A 21,444-nucleotide genomic window follows, 5' to 3' on the forward strand; every position below is an offset into this window, starting at 1 on the left:
GGGAATGGCGAAATGGCAACGGTAGACCGCTGGCTGCTGCCAGATGGCATCGAAGAAGTACTGCCGCCGGAAGCGGCACGCATCGAGGCGGCACGCCGTCAGGTGCTGGATCTGTTCCAACGTTGGGGTTACGAGTTCGTCGTCACCCCCCATATCGAGTACCTGGAATCCCTGCTGACTGGCGCTGGCCAGGATCTCGACCTGCGTACCTTCAAGGTCACCGATCCGCTGTCCGGTCGGCAGATGGGCTTTCGTGCCGACATCACCCCGCAGGTGGCGCGCATCGATGCGCACACCATGCGCCGTGAGGGGCCGAGCCGTCTGTGCTATGCCGGCAGCGTGTTGCATGCGCAGCCGCGTGCACTGACTACCTCGCGTAGCCCGATCCAGCTGGGTGCCGAGCTCTATGGCGACGCCAGTCCGGCCAGCGATATCGAGGTGATCAGCCTGCTGGTCGAGACCCTCGAGCTGGCTGCGGTGCCGGACGTGCACATGGATCTCGGTCATGTCGGTATCTACCGTGGTCTGGCGCGTGCCGCCGGTCTGTCCGGTGAGGCCGAGCAGCAACTGTTCGATGCGCTGCAGCGCAAAGCCATGGATGAGATCGAGAGCCTGACCGCCGCGTTGCCGGCGGGCCTGGGCAGCATGCTGCGTTCGCTCGCCGAGCTGTGTGGCGGCCGGGAAGTGCTGGATCTGGCCCAGGCCGTTCTGGTTGAGGCGCCGGATGCGGTGCACGCTGCGCTCGATGAGCTGGTGGCCATCGCCGATGCGCTGGAGCTGCGCTATCCGGAGCTGCCGCTGTACTTCGACCTGGGCGAGTTGCGCGGCTACAACTATCACACCGGCGTGGTGTTCGCGGCCTTCGTGCCGGGTGAGGGCGGTGCCATCGCTCAAGGCGGTCGTTATGACGATACCGGCGCGGTATTTGGTCGTGCGCGCCCGGCAACTGGCTTCTCCACGGACCTGAAGACCCTGGTAACCCTGGGTGACATGCATGTGGATGAGGCGGTCAGCGGTGTCTGGGCGCCGGACAATCATGATCTCTATCTGTGGCAGGCCGTTCGTCGTCTGCGTGGTGAAGGCGAGCGCGTGGTACAGGCGTTGCCCGGGCAGAGCGAGGCGGATGCGCGTGAAGCAGGCTGTGATCGCCTGTTGACGCTGCGCGATGGACGTTGGCAGGTGGCGCCCCTGGCGTCCTGAATTCATTTTCGCCGGCTCGCAGCCGGCATCGAAGCTTGCGCGAAGAGGACAAGTTTATGGGTAAGAATGTCGTCGTCCTGGGCACCCAATGGGGTGATGAGGGCAAGGGCAAGATCGTCGACCTGCTCACCGAGCAGGCCGCTGCAGTCGTGCGTTATCAGGGCGGTCACAACGCAGGTCACACCCTGGTGATCAACGGTGAGAAGACCGTCCTGCACCTGATTCCGTCCGGCATCCTGCGTGCTGGCGTCGAATGCCTGATCGGCAACGGTGTGGTCGTCGCTCCCGATGCTCTGATGCGCGAAATCACCAAGCTGGAAGAGAAGGGTGTACCGGTGCGTGAGCGCCTGCGTATCAGCCCGGCCTGCCCGCTGATCCTGTCCTATCACGTGGCGCTGGACCAGGCGCGCGAAAAGGCCCGCGGTGACGCCAAGATCGGTACCACCGGTCGCGGTATCGGCCCGGCCTACGAAGACAAGGTCGCGCGTCGCGGCCTGCGCGTCGGTGACCTGTTCCACCGCGAGCGTTTCGCCGCCAAGCTGGGCGAGCTGCTGGATTACCACAACTTCCAGCTGGTCAATTTCTACAAAGAGCCGGCCATCGACTTCCAGAAGACCCTGGATGAGTGCATGGAATACGCCGAGCTGCTCAAGCCGATGATGGCTGATGTGACTGCCGTGCTGCATGACCTGCGTCGTGAGGGCAAGGACATCATGTTCGAAGGTGCCCAGGGTTCGCTGCTGGACATCGACCATGGCACCTACCCCTACGTGACCAGCTCCAACACCACCGCTGGCGGTATCGCCACCGGCTCCGGTTTCGGTCCGCTGTACCTGGATTACATCCTCGGTATCACCAAGGCCTACACCACCCGTGTCGGTTCCGGCCCGTTCCCGACCGAGCTGTTCGATGATGTCGGTGCTTTCCTGGCCAAGCGTGGTCACGAGTTCGGCGCCACCACCGGTCGTGCCCGTCGCTGCGGCTGGTTCGATGCGGTGATCCTGCGTCGCGCCATCGAGATCAACAGCATCTCCGGCCTGTGCCTGACCAAGCTGGACGTGCTCGATGGTCTGGAAAGCATCCGTATCTGCACCGGCTACAAAGATGCCAACGGCCAGGTGCTGGTCGATGCGCCGACCGACGCCGACAGCTACATCGGCCTGCAGCCGGTCTACGAGGAAATGCCCGGCTGGAGCGAATCCACGCTGGGCGCCAAGACCCTGGAAGACCTGCCGGCCGCTGCTCGTGCCTACATCAAGCGTGTGGAAGAGCTGGTTGGTGCGCCGATCGACATCATCTCCACCGGCCCGGATCGCAACGAGACCATCGTACTGCGTCATCCGTTTGCCTGATCGAGATGCTCTCGAGTCGCACAGGAGCCGCCTTCGGGCGGCTTTTTTGTGCCCGTCCGTACCGGCGCTCCTGCATAGGAGCTGGGCATGCGCTTTGCTTATATTCAATAAATCCCGGAAGTCGCCGTTATAGCTATTACGGTTGTTGAGGAGTGTCCCCAGTGTTCGCCATCGTTTCCATGTTGCGTAGCCGTTTGTTGCGCCCGGTGTTCGTTGCGCTTGGCCTGGCCATGTTGGTGCAGGTCGGTTTGGCTGTTTGGCTGATGCGCGCCTCGGTCGACGGTATGGTCGAGGATCTGGCGCAGCGCCTGGGTGGTGAGAGCCGCCGCCTTGGCGAAGAGCTGAACATGGCTGAGCGCGAGATGAGCCAGGGTCTTGCGGCGTTGGCGAGCAGTACCCGCACTCGCCTGGGCGAAGGGCTTTCTGGCCAGTTGAAGAGTGAGCAGGCGCAACTGCGTGCGGTGCTCGAGGGCAATCTCAAGCAGTCCGGCCAGGCGCTGGCGCAATTGCTGGCTGGGGTGGCGCCGAAGTCCATCTGGGATCTGGATATTCCAGCGCTCACGGCACTGACGCGCATCGCCCAGCAGGACCCAGCGGTGCTGTTCGCCATCATCTATGACGCCGAAGGCAAGCGCCTGACGCGCAACTTCAATCGCAGTAATGCGCAGGTGCGCGAGCTGGTCGCTGCCGGGCAGGGTGACTCGCCGCTGGATAAGTTGGTGGAGGCGGCCTCGCGTGATCCGCGTGTATACGTGGTCGAGGCGCAAATCAGTCCGATGGGGGCGTCGATCGGCAAGGTGCAGATGGGCCTGTCGCTGGATCTGGTGGAAAAGGAGCTGACGGCGCTGGACGGTCGTTTCGCGGCGCTGGTCAGTGGTGCGGGTGAGTTGGTCGACAGCAGTCTGGCTGGCGCTTCCGAAGAGGCGACCGGTGCGCTGCGCGAGCGTCTGCAGTCGGCCGAGCGCTACACCCAGGAAATGGCGCGCAACGGTGGTGAGTCGGTGCGCGTGGCGGCGGATTCGCTGCGCTGGAACATCGCCCTCGGCCTGTTGATCGTGGGGGCGCTGGCAATGCTAGTGGTCGCCCTTGTGTTGGGTTGGCGAGTGCTGAGTCGCTTGCGCTTGCTTAGTGCAGCGCTCAATGACCTGGCGGCGGGCGAGGGCGATCTGACGCGGCGTGTGAGCATCGACAGTCAGGACGAGGTCGGCGAGATGGCCGATGCGGTCAATCGCTTTATCGCCAAGCTGCAGCCCATCGTGCGTGAGTCGGGTGAGGTGGCGTTACGTACCGGTGAGCAGATTCGCAGCTTGACTCAGCGCGGCGTGGCGGCCGAGGCGGCTGCCGGGCGGCAGCGCGATGAGGTGGCGGGCAGCCTGCAGGCGTTGGAGCAAATGGCCGACGAGGCGCAGGCGGAAAGCCAGGCCATGCAGGACGCGTTGCAGCGCGTCGACACCATCCGCCAGGCGGCGCACGAGAACGCGGCTATCGCTCAGCGTCTGTCCACGCTGATCGAGGGCTTGGTGGCGCGGGTGGCCGATGGTTCGGCGGTGATCGAGCGCCTGGCCAAGCAGAGCGAGCAGATCGAGGTGGTGCTGACGGTGATTCAGTCCATCGCCGAGCAGACCAACCTGCTGGCGCTCAATGCCGCCATCGAGGCGGCACGCGCTGGCGAGAGTGGTCGTGGGTTTGCTGTGGTGGCTGACGAGGTGCGGGCGCTGGCGAGCAAGACTCAGCAGTCAACCGGCGATATCCAGACCCATATCGCTGCCCTGCAGCGGGGCGCGCAGGAGGCGGTCACCGCCATCGCCCAGGCGGGCGCGCAAGGTAGTGAAGGTCTGCAGGTGCTGCGTGACAGTGCGCGTCTACAGCAGTCGGTGCAGCAGTCGGTGGATGAAGTGCATGGCGCCATCAATGCAGCGACTCAGGCAGCGGCACACCAGGCGCAAGGAGCTGGAGCGGTACGCGGGCGTGTCGAGACCATCCATGCCGAAGCGCAGCGTGCGGCCGAGGCGGTGGCGGCGATTGCGGGTAACGCGCGAGCGCTGGATGAGTTGGCAGCGCAGCTCAAGGCCAGTCTGGGGCAGTTCAAAGTGTAGGGGGGCTGTGCGCACCTCGCTGCTCTAAGGTCTTGGCGGGTGCGCGCAGCGGCGCACCGTGCGAGGTGGCGCGCTTTTTCGTGGGCAATAAAAAACCGAGCCATTGGCTCGGTTTTTTGAAATTTGGTGCCCAGGAGAAGACTCGAACTTCCACGACCGTTAAGTCACTGATACCTGAAACCAGCGCGTCTACCAATTCCGCCACCTGGGCACTGCAGCAATGTTCGTCGTTGCCGACACGGAGCGTTGCATCCGTTTATTTGCAAAGTGGGTTATCAAGCCACTTCACGAAATTTGGTGCCCAGGAGAAGACTCGAACTTCCACGACCGTTAAGTCACTGATACCTGAAACCAGCGCGTCTACCAATTCCGCCACCTGGGCACAGAAACCGATGAATCATCATCTGCTTCGTGTTACAACGTCTGCTCGACGCTGTGGGCGCGAACTATACGGGCGGGCATTTACCTTGTAAACCCCTGACCCCAAAAAAATTATTGTCGCCGGAAAAGCTGCCTTGAATGACGTTTTCGCGCTTCAATAGGCAGATGGCATACACCTCTATAGATAAGCACAGGTAATCCTCCTTACATGGCCGATTGGCAATCCCTCGATCCCGAGGCCGCCCGCGAGGCGGAAAAATACGACAACCCCATTCCCAGCCGTGAGCTGATCCTTTCGCACCTGGCCGAGCGCGGCGCGCCCGCCAGTCGTGAACAACTGGTCGAAGAGTTCGGTTTGCATACCGACGATCAGCTCGAAGCCCTGCGACGCCGACTGCGCGCCATGGAGCGCGACGGTCAGCTCATCTATACCCGTCGTGGCACCTATGCCCCGGTGGACAAGCTCGACCTGATCTGCGGTCGCATCAGTGGCCACCGTGATGGCTTCGGCTTCCTCGTGCCGGATGACGGCAGCGACGACCTGTTCCTCAGCCCGGCGCAGATGCGCCTGGTGTTCGATCGTGATCGCGCGTTGGTGCGGGTGGCAGGTTTCGATCGGCGCGGCCGGCGTGAAGGCGGTATCGTCGAGGTGATCGAGCGCGCGCACGAGAGCATCGTCGGCCGCTACTACGAAGAGAACGGCATCGGCTTCGTCGTCGCCGACAATCCCAAGATCCAGCAGGAAGTGCTGGTCACGCCGGGGCGTACTGCCGGTGCGCGCATTGGTCAGTTCGTCGAGATCAAGATCACTCACTGGCCTACGCAGCGTTTCCAGCCGCAGGGCGACATCGTCGAAGTGATCGGCAACTACATGGCGCCGGGCATGGAGATCGACGTGGCGCTGCGCAGCTACGACATCCCGCACGTCTGGCCCGAGGCGGTAGTCAAGGAAGCGCGCAAGCTCAAGCCTGAGGTGGAGGAGAAGGACAAGGAGAAGCGCGTCGACCTGCGTCATCTGCCCTTCGTCACCATCGATGGTGAAGACGCCCGCGACTTCGATGATGCGGTCTACTGCGAGAAGAACAGCAGCCGCTGGAAGTTGTTCTCCGGTGGCTGGAAACTCTACGTGGCCATCGCCGACGTCTCGCACTACGTCAAGGTTGGCTCGGCGCTGGATGCCGAGGCGGTCGAGCGCGGCAACTCGGTGTACTTCCCCGAGCGCGTCGTGCCGATGCTGCCGGAAGAGCTGTCCAACGGCCTGTGCTCGCTCAACCCGCATGTCGATCGCCTGGCCATGGTCTGCGAAATGACCATGTCCAAGAGCGGCCAGATGGTCGACTACAAGTTCTACGAGGCGGTGATCCACTCCCATGCGCGCCTGACCTACAACAAGGTCAGCCTGATGCTGGAAGATCCCAAGAGCAGCGAGGGCAAGTCCCTGCGCAGCGAGTACAAGGACGTCCTGCCGCATCTCAATCAGCTCTACGCGCTCTATCAGGTACTGGTCGCCGCGCGTCACGAGCGCGGCGCCATCGACTTCGAAACGCAGGAAACTCGGATCGTCTTCGGTACCGACCGCAAGATCGACGAGATCCGTCCGACCCAGCGCAACGACGCGCACAAGCTGATCGAGGAGTGCATGCTGGCCGCCAACGTGGCCACCGCACGCTTCATGCAGGATCACGAGATCCCGTCGCTGTATCGCGTGCACGATGGCCCGCCGCCGGAGCGCCTGGAGAAGCTCAAGGCCTTCCTCGGTGAGCTGGGGCTGTCGCTGCAGCGTGGCAAGTCCAAGGATGGTCCGTCACCCAAGGACTATCAGCGGCTGCTGGAAAGCATCCGCGAGCGCCCGGACTATCACCTGATCCAGACCGTGATGCTGCGCTCGCTGAGCCAGGCGGTGTACAGCGCGCAGAATGAAGGGCACTTCGGCCTCAATTATGAGGCGTATACCCACTTCACCTCGCCGATCCGCCGTTACCCCGACCTGCTGGTGCACCGTGCCATTCGCAGCGTGGTCCGCTCCAAGCGCGACACCAAGCACGTTGAGCGTGCGGGTGCGGCGATCATGCCCAAGGCACGCATCTATCCGTACGACGAAGCGACCCTGGAGAAACTCGGCGAGCAGTGCTCGATGACCGAGCGCCGTGCCGATGAGGCGACGCGTGACGTGGTCAACTGGCTCAAGTGCGAGTTCATGCAGGATCGCGTCGGCGAGACGTTCGCCGGTGTGATCACTGCCGTGACCGGTTTCGGCATTTTCGTCGAGTTGCGCGATATCTACGTCGAGGGCCTGGTGCATGTGACCGCGCTGCCGGCCGACTACTATCACTTCGACCCGGTTCACCATCGCCTGTCCGGCGAGCGCAGCGGCCGCAGCTTCCGTCTTGGCGACAGCGTCGAGGTCAAGGTGATGCGCGTCGATCTGGACGAGCGCAAGATCGACTTCGAGCTGAGCCAGGACAAGGCCGGCAAGGCTGACGATGCGCGTCGCGGCGGCAAACCGAGTGGCATGGGCAATACCGACGTGCAGAAAAGCCGGGACGTGAAGAAGGCGCTGTTGGCTGGTGCCAAGGCTGGCAAGGGCGCGAGTGGCAAAGGTGCTGCCGGCAAGTCGGCGAGCAAGCCGGCCGGCGGTGCGCGCAAAGGCTCCGGGCGTGGTGACAGTGCCCCGCCGCCTGCCGGTAAGCCGCGCAAGCGTAAGGCCAAGTCATGAGTGATCTGGAAAAGATCTACGGCGTACATGCCGTAGAAGCCATGCTGCGTCATCACCCCAAGCGGGTAAAGCAGGTCTGGCTGGCCGATGGTCGCAGTGATCCTCGGGTGCAGCCCTTGCTGGAGCTGGCTGCGCAGTCTCGCGTAAAAGTGGGTCAGTGCGAGCGCCGTGAGATGGATGCCTGGGTCGAGGGTGTTCACCAGGGTGTGGTTGCCGATGTCAGCCCCAGTCAGGTCTGGGGCGAGGCGATGCTCGAGGAGTTGCTCGATCGCTGCGAAGGCCCGCCTTTGCTGCTGGTGCTCGATGGCGTGACCGACCCGCACAACCTGGGGGCCTGCCTGCGTACGGCGGATGCCGCCGGCGCTTTGGCGGTGATCGTGCCCAAGGACAAATCGGCCACCCTCAACGCCACGGTACGCAAGGTGGCCTGCGGTGCTGCCGAGGTGATTCCGCTGGTGGCGGTGACCAACCTGGCGCGCAGTCTGGAAAAGTTGCAGCAGCGCGGCCTGTGGGTGGTTGGTACGGCCGGTGAGGCCGAGCTGGAGGTCTATCAGCAGGACATGACCGGGCCAACGGTGCTGGTCATGGGGGCCGAGGGCAAGGGCATGCGCCGTTTGACCCGTGAGCATTGCGATTACCTGGTCAAGCTGCCCATGAGCGGCAGTGTCAGCAGCCTCAATGTCTCGGTTGCCACCGGCGTCTGCCTGTTCGAGGCGGTGCGTCAGCGTCAGGCCAAGCGCAAGGGCTGATTGTTCAAATAATCGCCAATTCGTCTTGCGTGCGGCAGGGGGCTTCTCTAGAATGGCGCCCCTTGCCGTGACGGCAGGCCTTTTCGCGCCTACCGCCTGGCAAGCTCATCATGAGAAAAACCCACTCCTTGCCTGACCACCTTAGTTGGCAGGCTACAACCCGTAAGGAGCATTTATGCGTCATTACGAAATCATCTTTCTGGTTCACCCGGACCAGAGCGAGCAAGTCGGCGGCATGGTCGAGCGTTACACCAAGCTGATCGAAGAAGACGGTGGCAAGATTCACCGCCTGGAAGATTGGGGCCGTCGTCAGCTGGCTTACGCCATCAACAACGTCCACAAAGCCCACTACGTGATGCTCAACGTAGAGTGCACCGGCAAGGCCCTGGCCGAGCTGGAAGACAACTTCCGCTACAACGACGCCGTGATCCGTAACCTGGTCATCCGTCGCGACGAGGCCGTCACTGGCCAGTCCGAGATGCTGAAGGCCGAAGAAAACCGCAGTGAGCGCCGCGAGCGTCGTGAACGTCCTGAAAACGCCGAGTCCAACGACGGCGATGACAGCGACAGCAACGACAGCGACAACGCTGACGAGTAATCCACGGATCTATTGAGGAGCCAATCACATGGCACGTTTCTTCCGTCGTCGTAAATTCTGCCGCTTCACCGCTGAAGACGTGAAAGAGATCGATTTCAAAGATCTCAACACCCTGAAAGCCTACATCTCGGAAACCGGCAAAATCGTTCCTAGCCGTATCACCGGTACCAAGGCTCGTTATCAGCGTCAGCTGGCCACCGCTATCAAGCGCGCCCGCTTCCTGGCCCTGCTGCCCTACACCGACAGCCACGGCCGCTGAGACCGGACAGTCGACAAGAGTTAAGGAATAGATCGCATGCGCGCCCTGGCTGAATACATCATGCGCGGCCGTATGCAGGCCACCCTCGTGGTGGTGGGATCGGCAGCGATGCCGCTGTTGTTCTGGTTGAGTGCCGCCGCTGGCAGCTTGGTGCTGTTGCGGCGTGGAGTCAGTGATGCCATCGGCATCCTGGCCTGGGCCATGCTACCGGCTATTGCCTGGTGGTATTTCGGCGAACCGCGCACCTTGCTGGTGCTGGTCGGCGCGCTGGGGTTGGCGTTGTTGTTGCGCGCCAACTGGACCTGGAACCGCATACTGCTGAGCAGTGTGGCACTGGGCCTGGTGTATGGATTTGTCCTTGGGGCAGTGTTCCGCGAACCCATCGCGGCCATGGCTGGTGAGCTGCAGAAGCTTTTGCCAACCATGTTCGATGGGGCTCACCAGCAGTTGTCGGTGAGCGAACGCGAGCGTCTCGAGGCACTGATCGCACCGGTGCTGACCGGACTGCTGGCAGCCTTGCTGCAGATCCTGAGCTTGCTGAGCCTGATTCTTGGGCGTTACTGGCAGGCCGTGTTGTACAACCCTGGCGGTTTTGGTCGCGAGTTTCGCGCCCTGAGACTGCCGCTGCCGCAGGCGCTGTTGCTGCTGGCGGGCATGATGCTAGGTCCCAATCTGGGGCCGCAGTTGGCCATGCTCACGCCGCTGTGCAGTGTGCCGCTGCTGTTCGCCGGGATCGCCCTGGTGCATGGCCTGGTGGAGAAGGGTGGGCTCGCTCGCTTCTGGCTGGTGGGTATGTACATCACGCTCCTGCTGTTCATGCAGCTGATCTATCCGTTACTGGTGGTCTTGGCCATCGTCGACAGTCTGTTTGATTTTCGCGGTCGCCTGGCGCGCAAGAACGGCCCGGGCTCTGCGAACGGTGAAGGTTAAAAGTTAAGAGGTAAGACCCAAATGGAAGTCATCCTGCTGGAAAAAATCGCCAATCTGGGCAACCTGGGCGACAAAGTGAACGTTAAAGCCGGTTACGGCCGTAACTTCCTGCTGCCGCAAGGCAAAGCCACCGCTGCCACCGAAGCCAACGTTGCTGCTTTCGAAGCACGTCGCGCCGAGCTGGAAAAAGCTGCTGCCGAGAAGAAAGCTTCCGCTGAATCTCGCGCTGCGCAGCTGGCTGAGCTGGAAGTCACCATCACCGCCACCGCTGGCGATGAAGGCAAGCTGTTCGGTTCCATCGGCACCCACGACATCGCTGACGCCCTGACCGCCTCCGGCGTTGAAGTGGCCAAGGCTGAAGTTCGTCTGCCGAACGGCACCATTCGCCAGGTTGGCGAATACGACGTCGCTGTGCACCTGCACACCGACGTCGAAGCCACCGTCAAGGTGGTTGTGGTCGCTGCTTAATCAAGTAGCCGCCAAGCGGGCTTGCGCTGTAGCGTAGGTCTGCTGACAATCGGGCACGGTATCGCTCTGCGATCCGTGCCCTTTGTTTTTTCTATCGCAGCATTTTCTCCCCGAGCCTATGAACGACATCAGCATTCCCGAGCAATACGACCTGCAGACTGCCGCCCTGAAAGTGCCACCGCACTCCATCGAGGCGGAACAGGCGGTGCTCGGCGGCCTGATGCTCGACAACAATGCCTGGGAGCGCGTGCTCGATGGGGTGTCCGATGTCGATTTCTACCGCCACGACCACCGGCTGATCTTCCGCGCCATCTTCAAGCTGGCCGAGCGTAACGAGCCCTTCGACGTGGTGACCCTGTCCGAGCAGTTGGACAAGGAAGGACAGTTGTCGCAGGTCGGTGGCCTGGCTTATCTCGCCGAGCTGGCCAAGAACACGCCGTCGGTGGCCAACATCAAGGCCTATGCGCAGATCATTCGTGAGCGCGCCACGCTGCGCAAACTGATCAGCATCAGCAACGAGATTGCCGACAGTGCCTACGCCCCGGAAGGCCGCACCGGCGAGGAGATTCTCGACGAGGCGGAGCGCCTGATCTTCCAGATCGCCGAAGACCGCCCCAAGACCGGCGGCCCGGTGGGTATCAACGACATTCTGGTCAAGGCCATCGACCGCATCGATACGCTGTTCAACAACGGTGACGCGATCACCGGTCTGTCCACCGGTTTCGACGATCTGGATAACCTGACCAGTGGCCTGCAGCCGGCCGACATGATCATCGTCGCCGGCCGTCCGTCGATGGGTAAGACCACCTTCGCCATGAACCTGGTGGAAAACGCGCTGATGCGTAGCGACAAGGCGATTCTCGTCTACTCGCTGGAGATGCCGTCGGAGTCCATCGTGATTCGTATGCTCGCCTCCTTGGGGCGCATCGATCAGACCAAGGTGCGAGCCGGTCAGCTCGACGATGACGACTGGCCGCGCCTGACCAGCGCGGTCAACCTGCTCAATGATCGCAAGTTGTTCATCGACGATACCGCCGGTATCTCCCCGAGCGAGATGCGTGCGCGCACCCGGCGTCTGGCGCGCGAGCACGGCGAGATCGGTCTGATCATGGTCGACTACCTGCAGCTGATGCAGATCCCGGGCTCCAGCGGCGACAGCCGGGTCAACGAGATTTCCGAGATTTCGCGCTCGCTCAAGGGCCTGGCCAAGGAATTCAACTGCCCGGTCATCGCCCTGTCGCAGCTCAACCGTGGCCTGGAACAGCGCCCCAACAAGCGCCCGATCAACTCCGACCTGCGCGAATCCGGTGCGATCGAGCAGGACGCCGACATCATCCTGTTCGTCTACCGCGACGAGGTGTACCACCCGGAGACCGAGTACAAGGGCGTGGCCGAGATCATCATCGGCAAGCAGCGTAACGGCCCGCTGGGCACTGCGCGCCTGGCCTTCCTCGGCAAGTATTCGCGTTTCGAGAACCTGGCGCCGGGTAGCTACCAGTTCGAAGACGAATAGGTCGTTTCCGCGCTCGTTGCGGTTTCCACCGCAACGCGGCAGCGGCACAGATCAATGAAAACGGGCGCCCAGCGGTTAAGATGGACGCCCGTTTTTCGTTCAGGCCTTCTGTCATGCGTCCGCTTGCCGCCATCGTCGACCTCTCCGCCATCGCTCATAACTACGCTGTCGCCAAGCGCTGCGCGCCCGGGCGCCAGGCCTTCGCCGTGGTCAAGGCCAATGCCTACGGACATGGCGTGCGTGAGGTGGTAACGGCGCTGTACGAGGTTGCCGATGGCTATGCCGTGGCCTGTCTGGAAGAGGCAGCCGAGGTGCGTGCCATGCATGACAAGGCGCGCATCCTGCTGCTCGAGGGCTGCTTCGAGGCCAGTGAATATGCCATCGCCGCGCAGCTTGGCCTGGATGTGGTGGTGCAGAGCGCGGCGCAGGCCGAGGCGCTGATTGCCGCTGAGTTGGCGCGTCCGCTCAACGTCTGGCTCAAGCTCGACTCCGGCATGCATCGCCTCGGTTTCGATGCCACCAGCCTGCGCCAGTGGCATGCGCGGCTGGAGGATGCTGAACAGGTCGCGGAACTCAACCTGCTCAGTCATTTTGCCTGTGCCGACGAGCGCGGCCATCCGCTGACCGAACAGCAAGTCGAGCGTTTTCTCGACCTGCTGGATCTGGATTTCAATCATCGCTCACTGGCCAATTCGGCGGCGGTGCTGACCATTCCGGCGGCGCATATGGACTGGCTGCGCCCTGGCATCATGCTCTACGGCGCGACGCCGTTCGCCGAGCTGAGCGCACACGAACTTGGACTTAAACCGGCCATGACCCTGGCTGCGCGGGTGATCGCCGTGCGTGAGGTGGCAGCCGGTGAAAGCGTTGGTTATGGCGCGACCTGGGTGGCCGAGCGGCCCTCGCGTATTGCCACGGTCAGCTGTGGTTATGCCGATGGTTATCCGCGCCATGCGCCCAGCGGTACGCCGGTGCTGGTCGAGGGACAGCGTGTCGGGCTGGCGGGCAGGGTGTCGATGGACATGCTGGCGGTGGATATCACGGATCTGCCCGAGGTCGATATCGATTCGCCGGTGGAGCTGTGGGGCAGCCAGCTGCCTGTGGATGAAGTGGCCATGGCGTGCGGCACCATCGGCTACGAGTTGCTGACCAAGGTCACCGCGCGGGTGCCTCGGCGCTATATCGGCTAGCAGGCTGTTGAAAAACTACCTGCGTTGCCATTGCTGCGTTAAAAGCAGGCTCAAAATGCTCATTTACAGTTTGTAAACTCCGCTTTTTCGCCTGTTTTTGCCTTGCACTGGCTGCCTCGCATACGTTTTTCAACGGCCTGCTAGCCTAGGCCAGCCCGCTCGGGACTTTCAGTACGTCCAGCTCCAGACAGGCCTGTTCGCTGAGCTCGCCATCGTCGCCATGCACGCGTGAACCGGAGCGACCCAGTTCCTTTACCCGGTAAAGGGCCATGTCTGCCGCCTTGTACAGCCCGGTGAAGTTTCTCGCATGACGCGGATAGAGCGCTACGCCGATGCTGATGGTCACGCGTAGGCGTTCGGCACCGTAGTGCACCGGCGTGGATAGTTCTGCCAGCAGGCGTTCGGCGATCTCCCTGGCCTGACTTTCGGCATCGCTGCCGCAGATCAGGGCGGCGAACTCATCGCCGCCCAGGCGGGCAACCGCATCGCCTGCGCGAACGTGCTCGCGCAGGCGCTTGGCGATCACCTGCAGCATTAGGTCACCGGCTGCGTGACCAAAACGGTCATTGATCGGCTTGAAGTGATCCAGGTCGATCAGCAGCAAAGCCACGCTCTCCTTGTGCCGCTCGGCGTGAGCCAGGGCCGATTCGCAACGCTCGACCAGATAGCGGCGGTTGGGCAGTTCGGTCAGCGAGTCATGGAAGGCAGCGTGCTGCAGTTCGCGCTCGCGGTCGCGTAGCTGTTCGTTGGTCGCGGCCAGCTCGGCGGTGCGTGCGGTCACCGCTGCTTGCAGCTCATCGGCGCTGGCCTGTAGTTGCGCCAGGCGAGCGGTTTTCTCACGGTCTGCCTGTTGCAGGGCAACGGCGCGCTCCTGCTTGAGTATCTGGATGCGATACGCCAGGGCAAAGGAGAACAGGATGGATTCGGCCGCCACGGCCAGCGGGAATACGTAGGCATTCCATTCGGCCGGTTGCAGCACCCCGGTGGTGCGCAGCAGCAGGATGGCGACGCTGCCCAGGACCAGACCATAACCGTAAAGATACAGCTGCGCCGGGAAGAACCCCTGGCGCCAGCGGATCACGGCGCTGCCCAGGGCTGCAGGGATACTGGTCAGCGACAGCAGGGCAATGGCCCAGGCGGCCAGGTAACGTTGATCGAACAGGGTCAGGGCGATGGCGATGAGGTAGATCACGCAGGCCATGTTCAGCAGATGATGCGCCCAACGTACGTAAACGCGTGTCTGCAGCAGCGTCTGGGTGAAGCGGCTGGCGAACAGGCCCCACAACGACGGCAAGGTGATGCGGTCGAGCCACGCCGGCACCGGGTGGTTGGGCCACAGGTACTGCGCGCCATGGCCGGTCATGCTCATGATGAACAGCAGGGCGAAGGCGGTGGTCAGCACATACCAGAAATAGGCCTTGTCGCGCAGCGAGATGAGGATGAACAGGTTGTACAGCAGCAGTGCGAAGACCACGCCGTAGATGACACCGAGCGCTAGATTCTCGCGGGTGGCCAGTTGCGTGAGGTCGTCGAGCTGCCAGATGCGCAGCGGGAAGGAGTTGCCCGCCGGGTCGAAGGCGCGCAGGTAGAAGGTCGTTGGCTGTTCACCCAGGGTTGGCAGGTCGAACACCATGCGTCGGTAGGGGTGGTCGCGGTTCTCGCTGAAGGCGACGCGCTCGCCAGATTGACGCACCAGCCAGCCGCCCTGGCCGTCGGGTTGATGGAGCTGCAGGTCGAGTTGGGTCACCGAGCCCACTTCCAGTACCCAGTGGGCGGGGGCACGCATATCGCGTTGCAGGGTGAGCTTGATCCACCAGGGATTGAGGCTCTGGCCGACACTGGCACGGCCATTGGCCGGTTGAAAGCGCGACTGCAGCTCAGGGGTGGCAAGGTCATCGATGGTCAGAGTGCCCTGAGCGTCCTCCAGCAGCTCGATATGCGCATTGAGCGGCATGCCGCTGCTGGCGTCGGTGAGCACCACGGACGCCGCCGCCAGGCCCGTGGTCGACAGTCCCAACAGAAGAGCGAGCAGAAAGGCGAAGCGCTGCAGCATAGATGTCCTAGAGTCGGATGACCGAGTACTTGAGTATATGCACAGGATTGTTATCGGACGAAAACAAATATGGCGTATGGCTACTGCAGGAAAATGTTTGATTTTTCTATTCTTTCTTTCCCCAGGTCGGTGCTGCGCCAGAGCCGATGCCCGGACCATTGAGCCAGGCGCGTGCTTGAGCGTTCGTCGCAGTGCGTGCAGGCGGTATTAAACCCAGTGCAACAGTCTGGTTTGGTCAATATTTGTGCTATTATCCGCGCCCCTCGTGATAGCCCATTGATCAAAAAATATGCAAGCCGCCAAGCCGCTGTTCGACTATCCCAAGTACTGGGCCGAGTGTTTCGGGCCTGCGCCCTTCCTGCCGATGAGCCGGGAAGAGATGGATCAGCTCGGCTGGGACAGCTGCGACATCATCATCGTCACCGGTGACGCCTACGTCGATCATCCGTCGTTCGGCATGGCCATCATCGGTCGCCTGCTCGAAGCCCAGGGCTTTCGCGTGGGCATCATTGCCCAGCCGGACTGGCGCAGCAAAGACGACTTCATGAAGCTCGGCGAGCCGAACCTGTTCTTCGGTGTCGCAGCCGGCAACATGGACTCGATGATCAACCGCTACACCGCCGACAAGAAGATTCGCTCCGACGACGCCTATACGCCCGGCGGCCTGGCCGGCAAGCGCCCGGATCGCGCCAGCCTGGTCTACAGCCAGCGCTGCAAGGAGGCCTACAGCCACGTGCCGGTGGTGCTGGGCGGCATCGAGGCGTCCTTGCGCCGTATCGCCCATTACGACTACTGGCAGGACAAGGTGCGCCGTTCGATTCTGATGGACGCCACCGCCGACATCCTGCTCTACGGCAACGCCGAGCGCGCCGTGGTCGAGATCGCCCAGCGTCTGTCGCGGGGCGAGCAGGTCGAAGCCATCAGCGATGTGCGCGGTACGGCCTTTATTCGTCGCGACACGCCCGAAGGCTGGTACGAGGTCGACTCCACTCGTATCGACCGTCCGGGCCGCGTCGACAAGATCATCAACCCCTACGTCAATACGCAGGACACCGAGGCCTGTGCCATCGAGCAGGCCAAAGGCGAGGTCGAAGACCCCAACGAAGCCAAGGTCGTACAGATTCTCGACAGCCCGCGTATGACCCGCGACAAGACGGTGATCCGTCTGCCGTCGTTCGAGAAGGTGCGCAACGACCCCGTGCTCTATGCCCACGCCAACCGCGTGCTGCACCTGGAGACCAATCCGGGCAACGCCCGTGCGCTGGTGCAGAAGCATGGCGAGGTGGATGTGTGGTTCAACCCGCCACCCATTCCGATGACCACCGAGGAAATGGACTACGTGTTCGGCATGCCCTATGCGCGCGTGCCGCACCCGGCGTATGGCAAGGAGAAGATCCCGGCCTACGAGATGATCCGTTTTTCGGTGAACATCATGCGCGGCTGCTTTGGTGGCTGCACCTTCTGCTCGATCACCGAGCACGAAGGCCGCATCATCCAGAACCGCTCGCACGAGTCGATCATCCGCGAGATCGAGGAGATGCGCGACAAGGTGCCGGGCTTCACCGGCGTGGTCTCCGACCTCGGTGGGCCGACCGCCAACATGTACCGCATCGCCTGCAAGGACCCGGAGATCGAGAAACACTGCCGCAAGCCGTCGTGCGTGTTCCCCGGTATCTGCGAGAACCTCAATACGGATCACTCCTCCCTGATCGAGCTGTACCGCAAGGCGCGCGCCCTGCCGGGTGTGAAGAAGATCCTGATCGCCTCCGGCCTGCGCTACGACCTGGCCGTGGAGTCGCCGGAGTACGTCAAGGAGCTGGTCACCCACCACGTTGGCGGCTACCTGAAGATCGCCCCGGAGCACACCGAGCGCGGCCCGCTGGACAAGATGATGAAGCCTGGGATCGGCAGCTACGACCGCTTCAAGCAGATGTTCGAGAAGTACTCGAAAGAAGCGGGCAAGGAGCAGTACCTGATCCCGTACTTCATCGCCGCGCATCCGGGCACCACCGACGAGGACATGATGAACCTCGCCCTGTGGCTCAAGCGCAACGGTTTCCGTGCCGACCAGGTGCAGGCGTTCTACCCGTCACCGATGGCCACGGCCACGGCCATGTACCACTCGGGCAAGAACCCGCTGCGCAAGGTGACCTACAAGAGCGACGGCGTCGAGATCGTCAAGAGCGAGCAGCAGCGTCGCCTGCACAAGGCCTTCCTGCGCTATCACGATCCGAAAGGGTGGCCGCTGCTGCGTGAAGCGCTGGAGCGCATGGGCCGTAGCGATCTGATCGGCAATGGCAAGCATCAACTGATCCCCACCTACCAGCCGCAGAGCGACGAGTACCAGAGCGCCCGACGCAAGAACTCGACGCCCGCCGGCAGCAAGAAAGTGGGCAAGATCCTGACCCAGCACACCGGCTTGCCGCCTCGTGCCAGCGACGGCAGCAAGCCCTGGGACAAGCGTGAGCAGGCCAAGGCGGCGGCTGAGGCGCGTAACCAGCAAGCCGCGCGTGAACGTGCGGGCGCCGCCAAAGGCAAGGGCAAGAAGCACGGGAAGAAGCCAGCGGTACCGCGCTGAATCATCAGCAGCACTCACGAAAACGCCAGCACTGTGCTGGCGTTTTCGTTTCAGAAGCCCTAGCCAGCGCCTCGTAGGGTGGGCTTCAGCTCACCATTGTCGTGTGAGGTGTGGCTTGTCTCAGTCCGTGCTGAAACGGCAGGTCAGGTAGCGATTGCTTGGGCCATAGCGCAGGATCGACCACAAGCGCCTGAACAGATAAAACGGGTGGCTGCGGTAATACGCCAGTACGGCATTGCCGACACCTTCCGAGCGGTGCTGGCGTGCCTCCCTTTTCTCCGGCTTCTTGAACAGCCCGGAAAACTCCCAGCGCTGGATCTGCTCGAAACGCTCATGCGGGCGCAGCCCATGGCGACTGAACAGGCGCGCGAAGCTGGCCGGGCTGAAGTCATGCAGGTGGTGCGGGTTGCCGTCGAGTGTCGGTGTGGTCGGCACCGAGGCAATGATACGGCCACCCTGGGCCAGCAGTCGTACGAGGTTTTCTGCCAGGCGCAGCGGGTCTGGTAGATGCTCGATGGTTTCCAGGCTGACAATGCTGTCGAAGCCTGAACTGTCGGCGAAGGTTTCGGCATTGGCGCACTGATAGCGCAGGTTGGGTCGCTGATAATTCGCCTGCGCGTAGGCAATGGCTTCGGGATCGATGTCGATACCGGTGATCTGCTTGTCCGGATGCCGTTCGGCCAGCAATGCACTGCCATATCCACAGCCGCACGCCATATCGAGCACGCGCGAGCCTGCCAGCGAGTCGCTGGCGAATTCGTAGCGCTGCATGTGCAACTCGAGAGTGGCCAGGTCGGCGGCCAGGCGATCATCCATCTTCAAGGGATAAATGCGTTCGAGGGTGTGCATGGCGGCCTGTCCTTGGGCTGCGAAAGTGTTCGTAGTCTGTTGTTTCCCGGTGGGGGCTGCAAGCATCTGGCTTGGTTTCATGGCGCAGCTTGCGGAGGTTGGCTTGTTCGCTTGTTGGTACTATGGTTCCATAATATAAAAACAACAGTGGAGTCCCATCATGCGCCTTGCCGCCACCTCGTTTATTGCTCTGTCCTTGCTGCTGACAGCATGCGGGGAGAGCGAAGCGCCGCCCGTGGCCAGTCTCGACTTTCAGAAGCAACTGCAGACGCAGCTGATCAAGGCCAAGCCGGGTGAGGTGATCGAGATTCCCGCCGGCACCTGGCAGCTCGACCGCAGCCTGAGCCTCAAGGTCAGCGGTGTGACGTTGCGCGGTGCTGGCATGGATCAGAGCATCCTCAACTTCAAGGGCCAGAAGTCCGGCGCTGAAGGGCTGTTGGTGAACGCTTCCGACTTCACCATCGAGGATCTGGCCCTGGAGGACACCAAGGGCGATGCGCTCAAGGTTGTTGGCGGCCAGAACATCATCATCCGTCGCGTGCGCACCGAGTGGACCAATGGTCCGGCTACCGAGAATGGTGCCTATGGCATCTACCCGGTGCAGACCGAGAACGTGCTGATCGACGGCGTGGTGGCCATCGGGGCCTCGGACGCCGGCATCTACGTTGGCCAGTCGCGCAACGTGGTGGTGCGCAACAGCCGTGCCGAGCGCAACGTCGCCGGTATCGAGATCGAGAACACCATCGGTGCGGACGTTTACGACAACGTCGCCACCGGTAATACCGGCGGCATCCTGGTGTTCAACATGCCCAACCTGCCACAGCCAGGTCACACCACTCGGGTCTACCGCAACAAGGTCGAGAGCAACAACCACAAGAACTTCGGCCACAAGGGCACGCCGGTCGCCAGTGTGCCGGCGGGCTCTGGCGTGTTGGTCAACTCCAACGACAAGGTGGAGATTTTCGATAACGATATTGGCGACCACCGCACGGCCAACGTGATCGTCAGTAGCTACTTCAGCACTGGCTACACCGACCTCTCCACCGAGGCGGACTTCGATCCCTACCCGGAGGCCATTCATATTCATGGCAACCGCTTCGGACCGGGCGGCGACAGCCCCGACAACCTCGAGCTGAAAGCGCTGAGGCTGGCCAAGTTCGGTCTCAATGGCCGCCTGCCGGACATCCTCTGGGATGGTTACGTGAACCCTGAAAAACTGGTCGATGGCAAGCTGCCGGCTGAGTTGGCCATCTGCATCGACAATGGCGATGCCGGCATCGTCAACGTCGACGGCCCCGGCGGCTACAAGAACATCAGCACGGACATCGAGCCGCACCGCTGCGAGCTGCCTCGTCTTCCTGCCGTCGAGCTGCGCGCAGCCCTGGCCGAGGCAGGTAAGTAAGCATGAAGTGCGCCTGGCTGTTGATCGCCGCCTCTCTGCTCGGCGCCTGTGAGCAAGCGCGTACGCCCCTGTATCTGCCCAGCAGTGAAGACTATCCGCACAAGCTCAGCGCCTGGGGTGTGCTGCAACAGCGTGACGGCCAGTTGCAGCCAGTCGAAGGTGTACAGCCCTACGATCTGAATACGCCGCTGTTCACCGATTATGCGCACAAGCTGCGTACGATCTGGCTGCCCGAAGGGAGCCATGCTCGCTATGGCGAAGCACGTTTCGATTACCCCGTTGGCACCGTGCTGAGCAAAACCTTCTACTACCCGATCGATACCCAGGGCCGGTTGCAGCGCAGCGAGCAGCACGATGTCGAGGCGGTGGAACTGAAGCGGGTACGGCTGATCGAGACGCGCATCCTGCTACGTCAGGAACAGGGCTGGGTCGCCCTTCCTTACATCTGGGACGAGGCGCAACGCGAGGCCACGCTGGACTGGGCAGGCGCCGGCTTCGATCTGCAACTGCATGATGAAACTGGCGAGGTGCTGGCAGTCGACTATCAGGTGCCCGATGCCAACCAGTGTGCGGGTTGTCACGAGGAGCAGGCGGGCAAGGGCGTACAACCCCTGGGGCCGAAGGCGCGTCATCTGAACAAGGATTTCGCCTATGCCGATGGAACGGCCAACCAGTTGTTGCGCTGGCAGGGTATCGGTTTTCTGCAAGGCGTTCCGGCTGACATGGCCGGCGTTCCACGCAACGCCCTGTGGGGCGCACCGCATGAAGGGGAGAGTCTGGAGCATCAGGCGCGTAGTTATCTGGATGCCAACTGCTCGCACTGCCATAACCCCGAAGGGCCGGGGCGTACCTCAGGTTTGTATCTCGATCCGGCTACGCCGCTGAGCATCGCCTATGGCCTGTGCAAGCAGCCAGTAGCTGCGGGCAAGGGCTCAGGTGACCGACTGGTGGACATATATCCCGGTGCGCCGGAGAAATCGGTGCTGAGCTTTCGTCTGCACAGCACCGACCCCAGCATCATGATGCCCGAGCTGGGGCGTTCCACCTCCCACCGCGAAGGTCTGGAGGTGATCGACCGCTGGATCGCCAGTCTCGATGGCGAGTGCTGAC

At 62.4% G+C, this 21,444-nt stretch carries 16 protein-coding genes and 2 tRNA genes; 14 read left to right on the top strand and 4 right to left on the bottom strand.

All coding sequences use genetic code 11. The features are described 5' to 3' along the window. Nucleotides 1-12: 12 nt before the first annotated feature. The 3 genes from BM186_RS05470 to BM186_RS05480 all read left to right on the top strand — a co-directional run bounded on the left by BM186_RS05470 (nucleotide 13) and on the right by BM186_RS05480 (nucleotide 4,648). Nucleotides 13-1,200, top strand: coding sequence for an ATP phosphoribosyltransferase regulatory subunit (locus BM186_RS05470; RefSeq protein WP_072423280.1), 1,188 nt, complete (start codon nucleotides 13-15; stop codon nucleotides 1,198-1,200). 56 nt (nucleotides 1,201-1,256) lie between these two features. Beyond that, the gene (locus BM186_RS05475; RefSeq protein ID WP_072423279.1) at nucleotides 1,257-2,552 is read left to right on the top strand and encodes an adenylosuccinate synthase; all 1,296 of its coding nucleotides are present in this window, start codon (nucleotides 1,257-1,259) and stop codon (nucleotides 2,550-2,552) included. Between the two features lie 161 nt (nucleotides 2,553-2,713). Beyond that, nucleotides 2,714-4,648 carry a methyl-accepting chemotaxis protein gene (locus tag BM186_RS05480; protein WP_072423278.1) on the top strand — a complete coding sequence of 645 codons (1,935 nt, stop codon included), beginning with the start codon at nucleotides 2,714-2,716 and terminating at the stop codon, nucleotides 4,646-4,648. Nucleotides 4,649-4,772: 124 nt separating this feature from the next. On the opposite strand, the gene BM186_RS05485 is transcribed toward BM186_RS05480, so the two are convergent. After that, nucleotides 4,773-4,859, bottom strand: a tRNA-Leu gene (locus BM186_RS05485). An 84-nt stretch (nucleotides 4,860-4,943) separates the two neighbouring features. Then, a tRNA-Leu gene (locus BM186_RS05490) sits at nucleotides 4,944-5,030 on the bottom strand. Between the two features lie 207 nt (nucleotides 5,031-5,237). On the opposite strand from BM186_RS05490, the gene rnr reads away from it, so the two are divergent. The 8 genes from rnr to alr all read left to right on the top strand — a co-directional run bounded on the left by rnr (nucleotide 5,238) and on the right by alr (nucleotide 13,452). After that, nucleotides 5,238-7,745: a ribonuclease R gene (gene rnr / locus BM186_RS05495; RefSeq protein ID WP_074913808.1), complete on the top strand. Its 2,508-nt coding sequence runs from the start codon at nucleotides 5,238-5,240 to the stop codon at nucleotides 7,743-7,745. Beyond that, complete coding sequence (gene rlmB, locus BM186_RS05500) at nucleotides 7,742-8,494, top strand: 23S rRNA (guanosine(2251)-2'-O)-methyltransferase RlmB (RefSeq protein ID WP_072423276.1); 753 nt, start codon at nucleotides 7,742-7,744, stop codon at nucleotides 8,492-8,494. The genes rnr and rlmB overlap by 4 nt, the downstream gene beginning before the upstream one ends. Before the next feature lie 175 nt (nucleotides 8,495-8,669). Next, the gene (gene rpsF, locus BM186_RS05505) at nucleotides 8,670-9,092 is read left to right on the top strand and encodes a 30S ribosomal protein S6 (RefSeq protein WP_003246846.1); all 423 of its coding nucleotides are present in this window, start codon (nucleotides 8,670-8,672) and stop codon (nucleotides 9,090-9,092) included. 28 nt (nucleotides 9,093-9,120) lie between these two features. After that, on the top strand, nucleotides 9,121-9,351 hold the full coding sequence (gene rpsR, locus BM186_RS05510; protein WP_003246847.1) for a 30S ribosomal protein S18: 231 nt from the start codon (nucleotides 9,121-9,123) through the stop codon (nucleotides 9,349-9,351). A 36-nt stretch (nucleotides 9,352-9,387) separates the two neighbouring features. Further along, complete coding sequence (locus BM186_RS05515) at nucleotides 9,388-10,281, top strand: YybS family protein (protein WP_074913809.1); 894 nt, start codon at nucleotides 9,388-9,390, stop codon at nucleotides 10,279-10,281. Between the two features lie 21 nt (nucleotides 10,282-10,302). Further along, nucleotides 10,303-10,749, top strand: a complete 447-nt coding sequence (gene rplI / locus BM186_RS05520; protein WP_017678673.1) for a 50S ribosomal protein L9 — start codon at nucleotides 10,303-10,305, stop codon at nucleotides 10,747-10,749. Nucleotides 10,750-10,867: 118 nt separating this feature from the next. Continuing rightward, nucleotides 10,868-12,262, top strand: a complete 1,395-nt coding sequence (dnaB, locus tag BM186_RS05525; RefSeq protein WP_004423263.1) for a replicative DNA helicase — start codon at nucleotides 10,868-10,870, stop codon at nucleotides 12,260-12,262. A gap of 113 nt (nucleotides 12,263-12,375) precedes the next feature. After that, nucleotides 12,376-13,452: an alanine racemase gene (alr, locus tag BM186_RS05530; RefSeq protein WP_074913810.1), complete on the top strand. Its 1,077-nt coding sequence runs from the start codon at nucleotides 12,376-12,378 to the stop codon at nucleotides 13,450-13,452. Nucleotides 13,453-13,597: 145 nt separating this feature from the next. On the opposite strand, the gene BM186_RS05535 is transcribed toward alr, so the two are convergent. Continuing rightward, nucleotides 13,598-15,505, bottom strand: coding sequence for a diguanylate cyclase (locus BM186_RS05535; RefSeq protein ID WP_074913811.1), 1,908 nt, complete (start codon nucleotides 15,503-15,505; stop codon nucleotides 13,598-13,600). A 289-nt stretch (nucleotides 15,506-15,794) separates the two neighbouring features. On the opposite strand from BM186_RS05535, the gene BM186_RS05540 reads away from it, so the two are divergent. Next, nucleotides 15,795-18,083: a YgiQ family radical SAM protein gene (locus BM186_RS05540; protein WP_074913812.1), complete on the top strand. Its 2,289-nt coding sequence runs from the start codon at nucleotides 15,795-15,797 to the stop codon at nucleotides 18,081-18,083. Nucleotides 18,084-18,203: 120 nt separating this feature from the next. Here BM186_RS05540 and BM186_RS05545 read toward each other — a convergent pair whose 3' ends face one another. Beyond that, nucleotides 18,204-18,932: a class I SAM-dependent methyltransferase gene (locus tag BM186_RS05545; protein ID WP_074913813.1), complete on the bottom strand. Its 729-nt coding sequence runs from the start codon at nucleotides 18,930-18,932 to the stop codon at nucleotides 18,204-18,206. A 160-nt stretch (nucleotides 18,933-19,092) separates the two neighbouring features. Between BM186_RS05545 and BM186_RS05550 the strand changes: the two genes are divergently transcribed. Together BM186_RS05550 and BM186_RS05555 are read left to right on the top strand one after the other, a co-directional pair. Then, a complete protein-coding gene (locus tag BM186_RS05550) occupies nucleotides 19,093-20,334 on the top strand; it encodes a parallel beta-helix domain-containing protein (RefSeq protein ID WP_074913814.1) in 1,242 nt (413 codons plus the stop codon). Between the two features lie 2 nt (nucleotides 20,335-20,336). After that, nucleotides 20,337-21,443 carry an SO2930 family diheme c-type cytochrome gene (locus BM186_RS05555; RefSeq protein ID WP_074913815.1) on the top strand — a complete coding sequence of 369 codons (1,107 nt, stop codon included), beginning with the start codon at nucleotides 20,337-20,339 and terminating at the stop codon, nucleotides 21,441-21,443. The last annotated feature ends 1 nt before the right edge of the window (nucleotide 21,444 follow it).

This window comes from Ectopseudomonas toyotomiensis (assembly GCF_900115695.1).
Lineage (GTDB): Bacteria > Pseudomonadota > Gammaproteobacteria > Pseudomonadales > Pseudomonadaceae > Aquipseudomonas > Aquipseudomonas toyotomiensis.

Excerpts from the sequence above, each read along its gene's own strand:
- BM186_RS05470 (WP_072423280.1), top strand. The coding sequence starts at position 13 with ATGGCAACGGTAGACCGCTGGCTGCTGCCAGATGGCATCGAAGAAGTA.
- BM186_RS05475 (WP_072423279.1), top strand. The coding sequence starts at position 1,257 with ATGGGTAAGAATGTCGTCGTCCTGGGCACCCAATGGGGTGATGAGGGC.
- rnr (WP_074913808.1), top strand. The coding sequence starts at position 5,238 with ATGGCCGATTGGCAATCCCTCGATCCCGAGGCCGCCCGCGAGGCGGAA.
- rlmB (WP_072423276.1), top strand. The coding sequence starts at position 7,742 with ATGAGTGATCTGGAAAAGATCTACGGCGTACATGCCGTAGAAGCCATG.
- rpsF (WP_003246846.1), top strand. The coding sequence starts at position 8,670 with ATGCGTCATTACGAAATCATCTTTCTGGTTCACCCGGACCAGAGCGAG.
- rpsR (WP_003246847.1), top strand. The coding sequence starts at position 9,121 with ATGGCACGTTTCTTCCGTCGTCGTAAATTCTGCCGCTTCACCGCTGAA.
- BM186_RS05515 (WP_074913809.1), top strand. The coding sequence starts at position 9,388 with ATGCGCGCCCTGGCTGAATACATCATGCGCGGCCGTATGCAGGCCACC.
- rplI (WP_017678673.1), top strand. The coding sequence starts at position 10,303 with ATGGAAGTCATCCTGCTGGAAAAAATCGCCAATCTGGGCAACCTGGGC.
- dnaB (WP_004423263.1), top strand. The coding sequence starts at position 10,868 with ATGAACGACATCAGCATTCCCGAGCAATACGACCTGCAGACTGCCGCC.
- alr (WP_074913810.1), top strand. The coding sequence starts at position 12,376 with ATGCGTCCGCTTGCCGCCATCGTCGACCTCTCCGCCATCGCTCATAAC.
- BM186_RS05535 (WP_074913811.1), bottom strand. The coding sequence starts at position 15,505 with ATGCTGCAGCGCTTCGCCTTTCTGCTCGCTCTTCTGTTGGGACTGTCG.
- BM186_RS05540 (WP_074913812.1), top strand. The coding sequence starts at position 15,795 with ATGCAAGCCGCCAAGCCGCTGTTCGACTATCCCAAGTACTGGGCCGAG.
- BM186_RS05545 (WP_074913813.1), bottom strand. The coding sequence starts at position 18,932 with ATGCACACCCTCGAACGCATTTATCCCTTGAAGATGGATGATCGCCTG.
- BM186_RS05550 (WP_074913814.1), top strand. The coding sequence starts at position 19,093 with ATGCGCCTTGCCGCCACCTCGTTTATTGCTCTGTCCTTGCTGCTGACA.
- BM186_RS05555 (WP_074913815.1), top strand. The coding sequence starts at position 20,337 with ATGAAGTGCGCCTGGCTGTTGATCGCCGCCTCTCTGCTCGGCGCCTGT.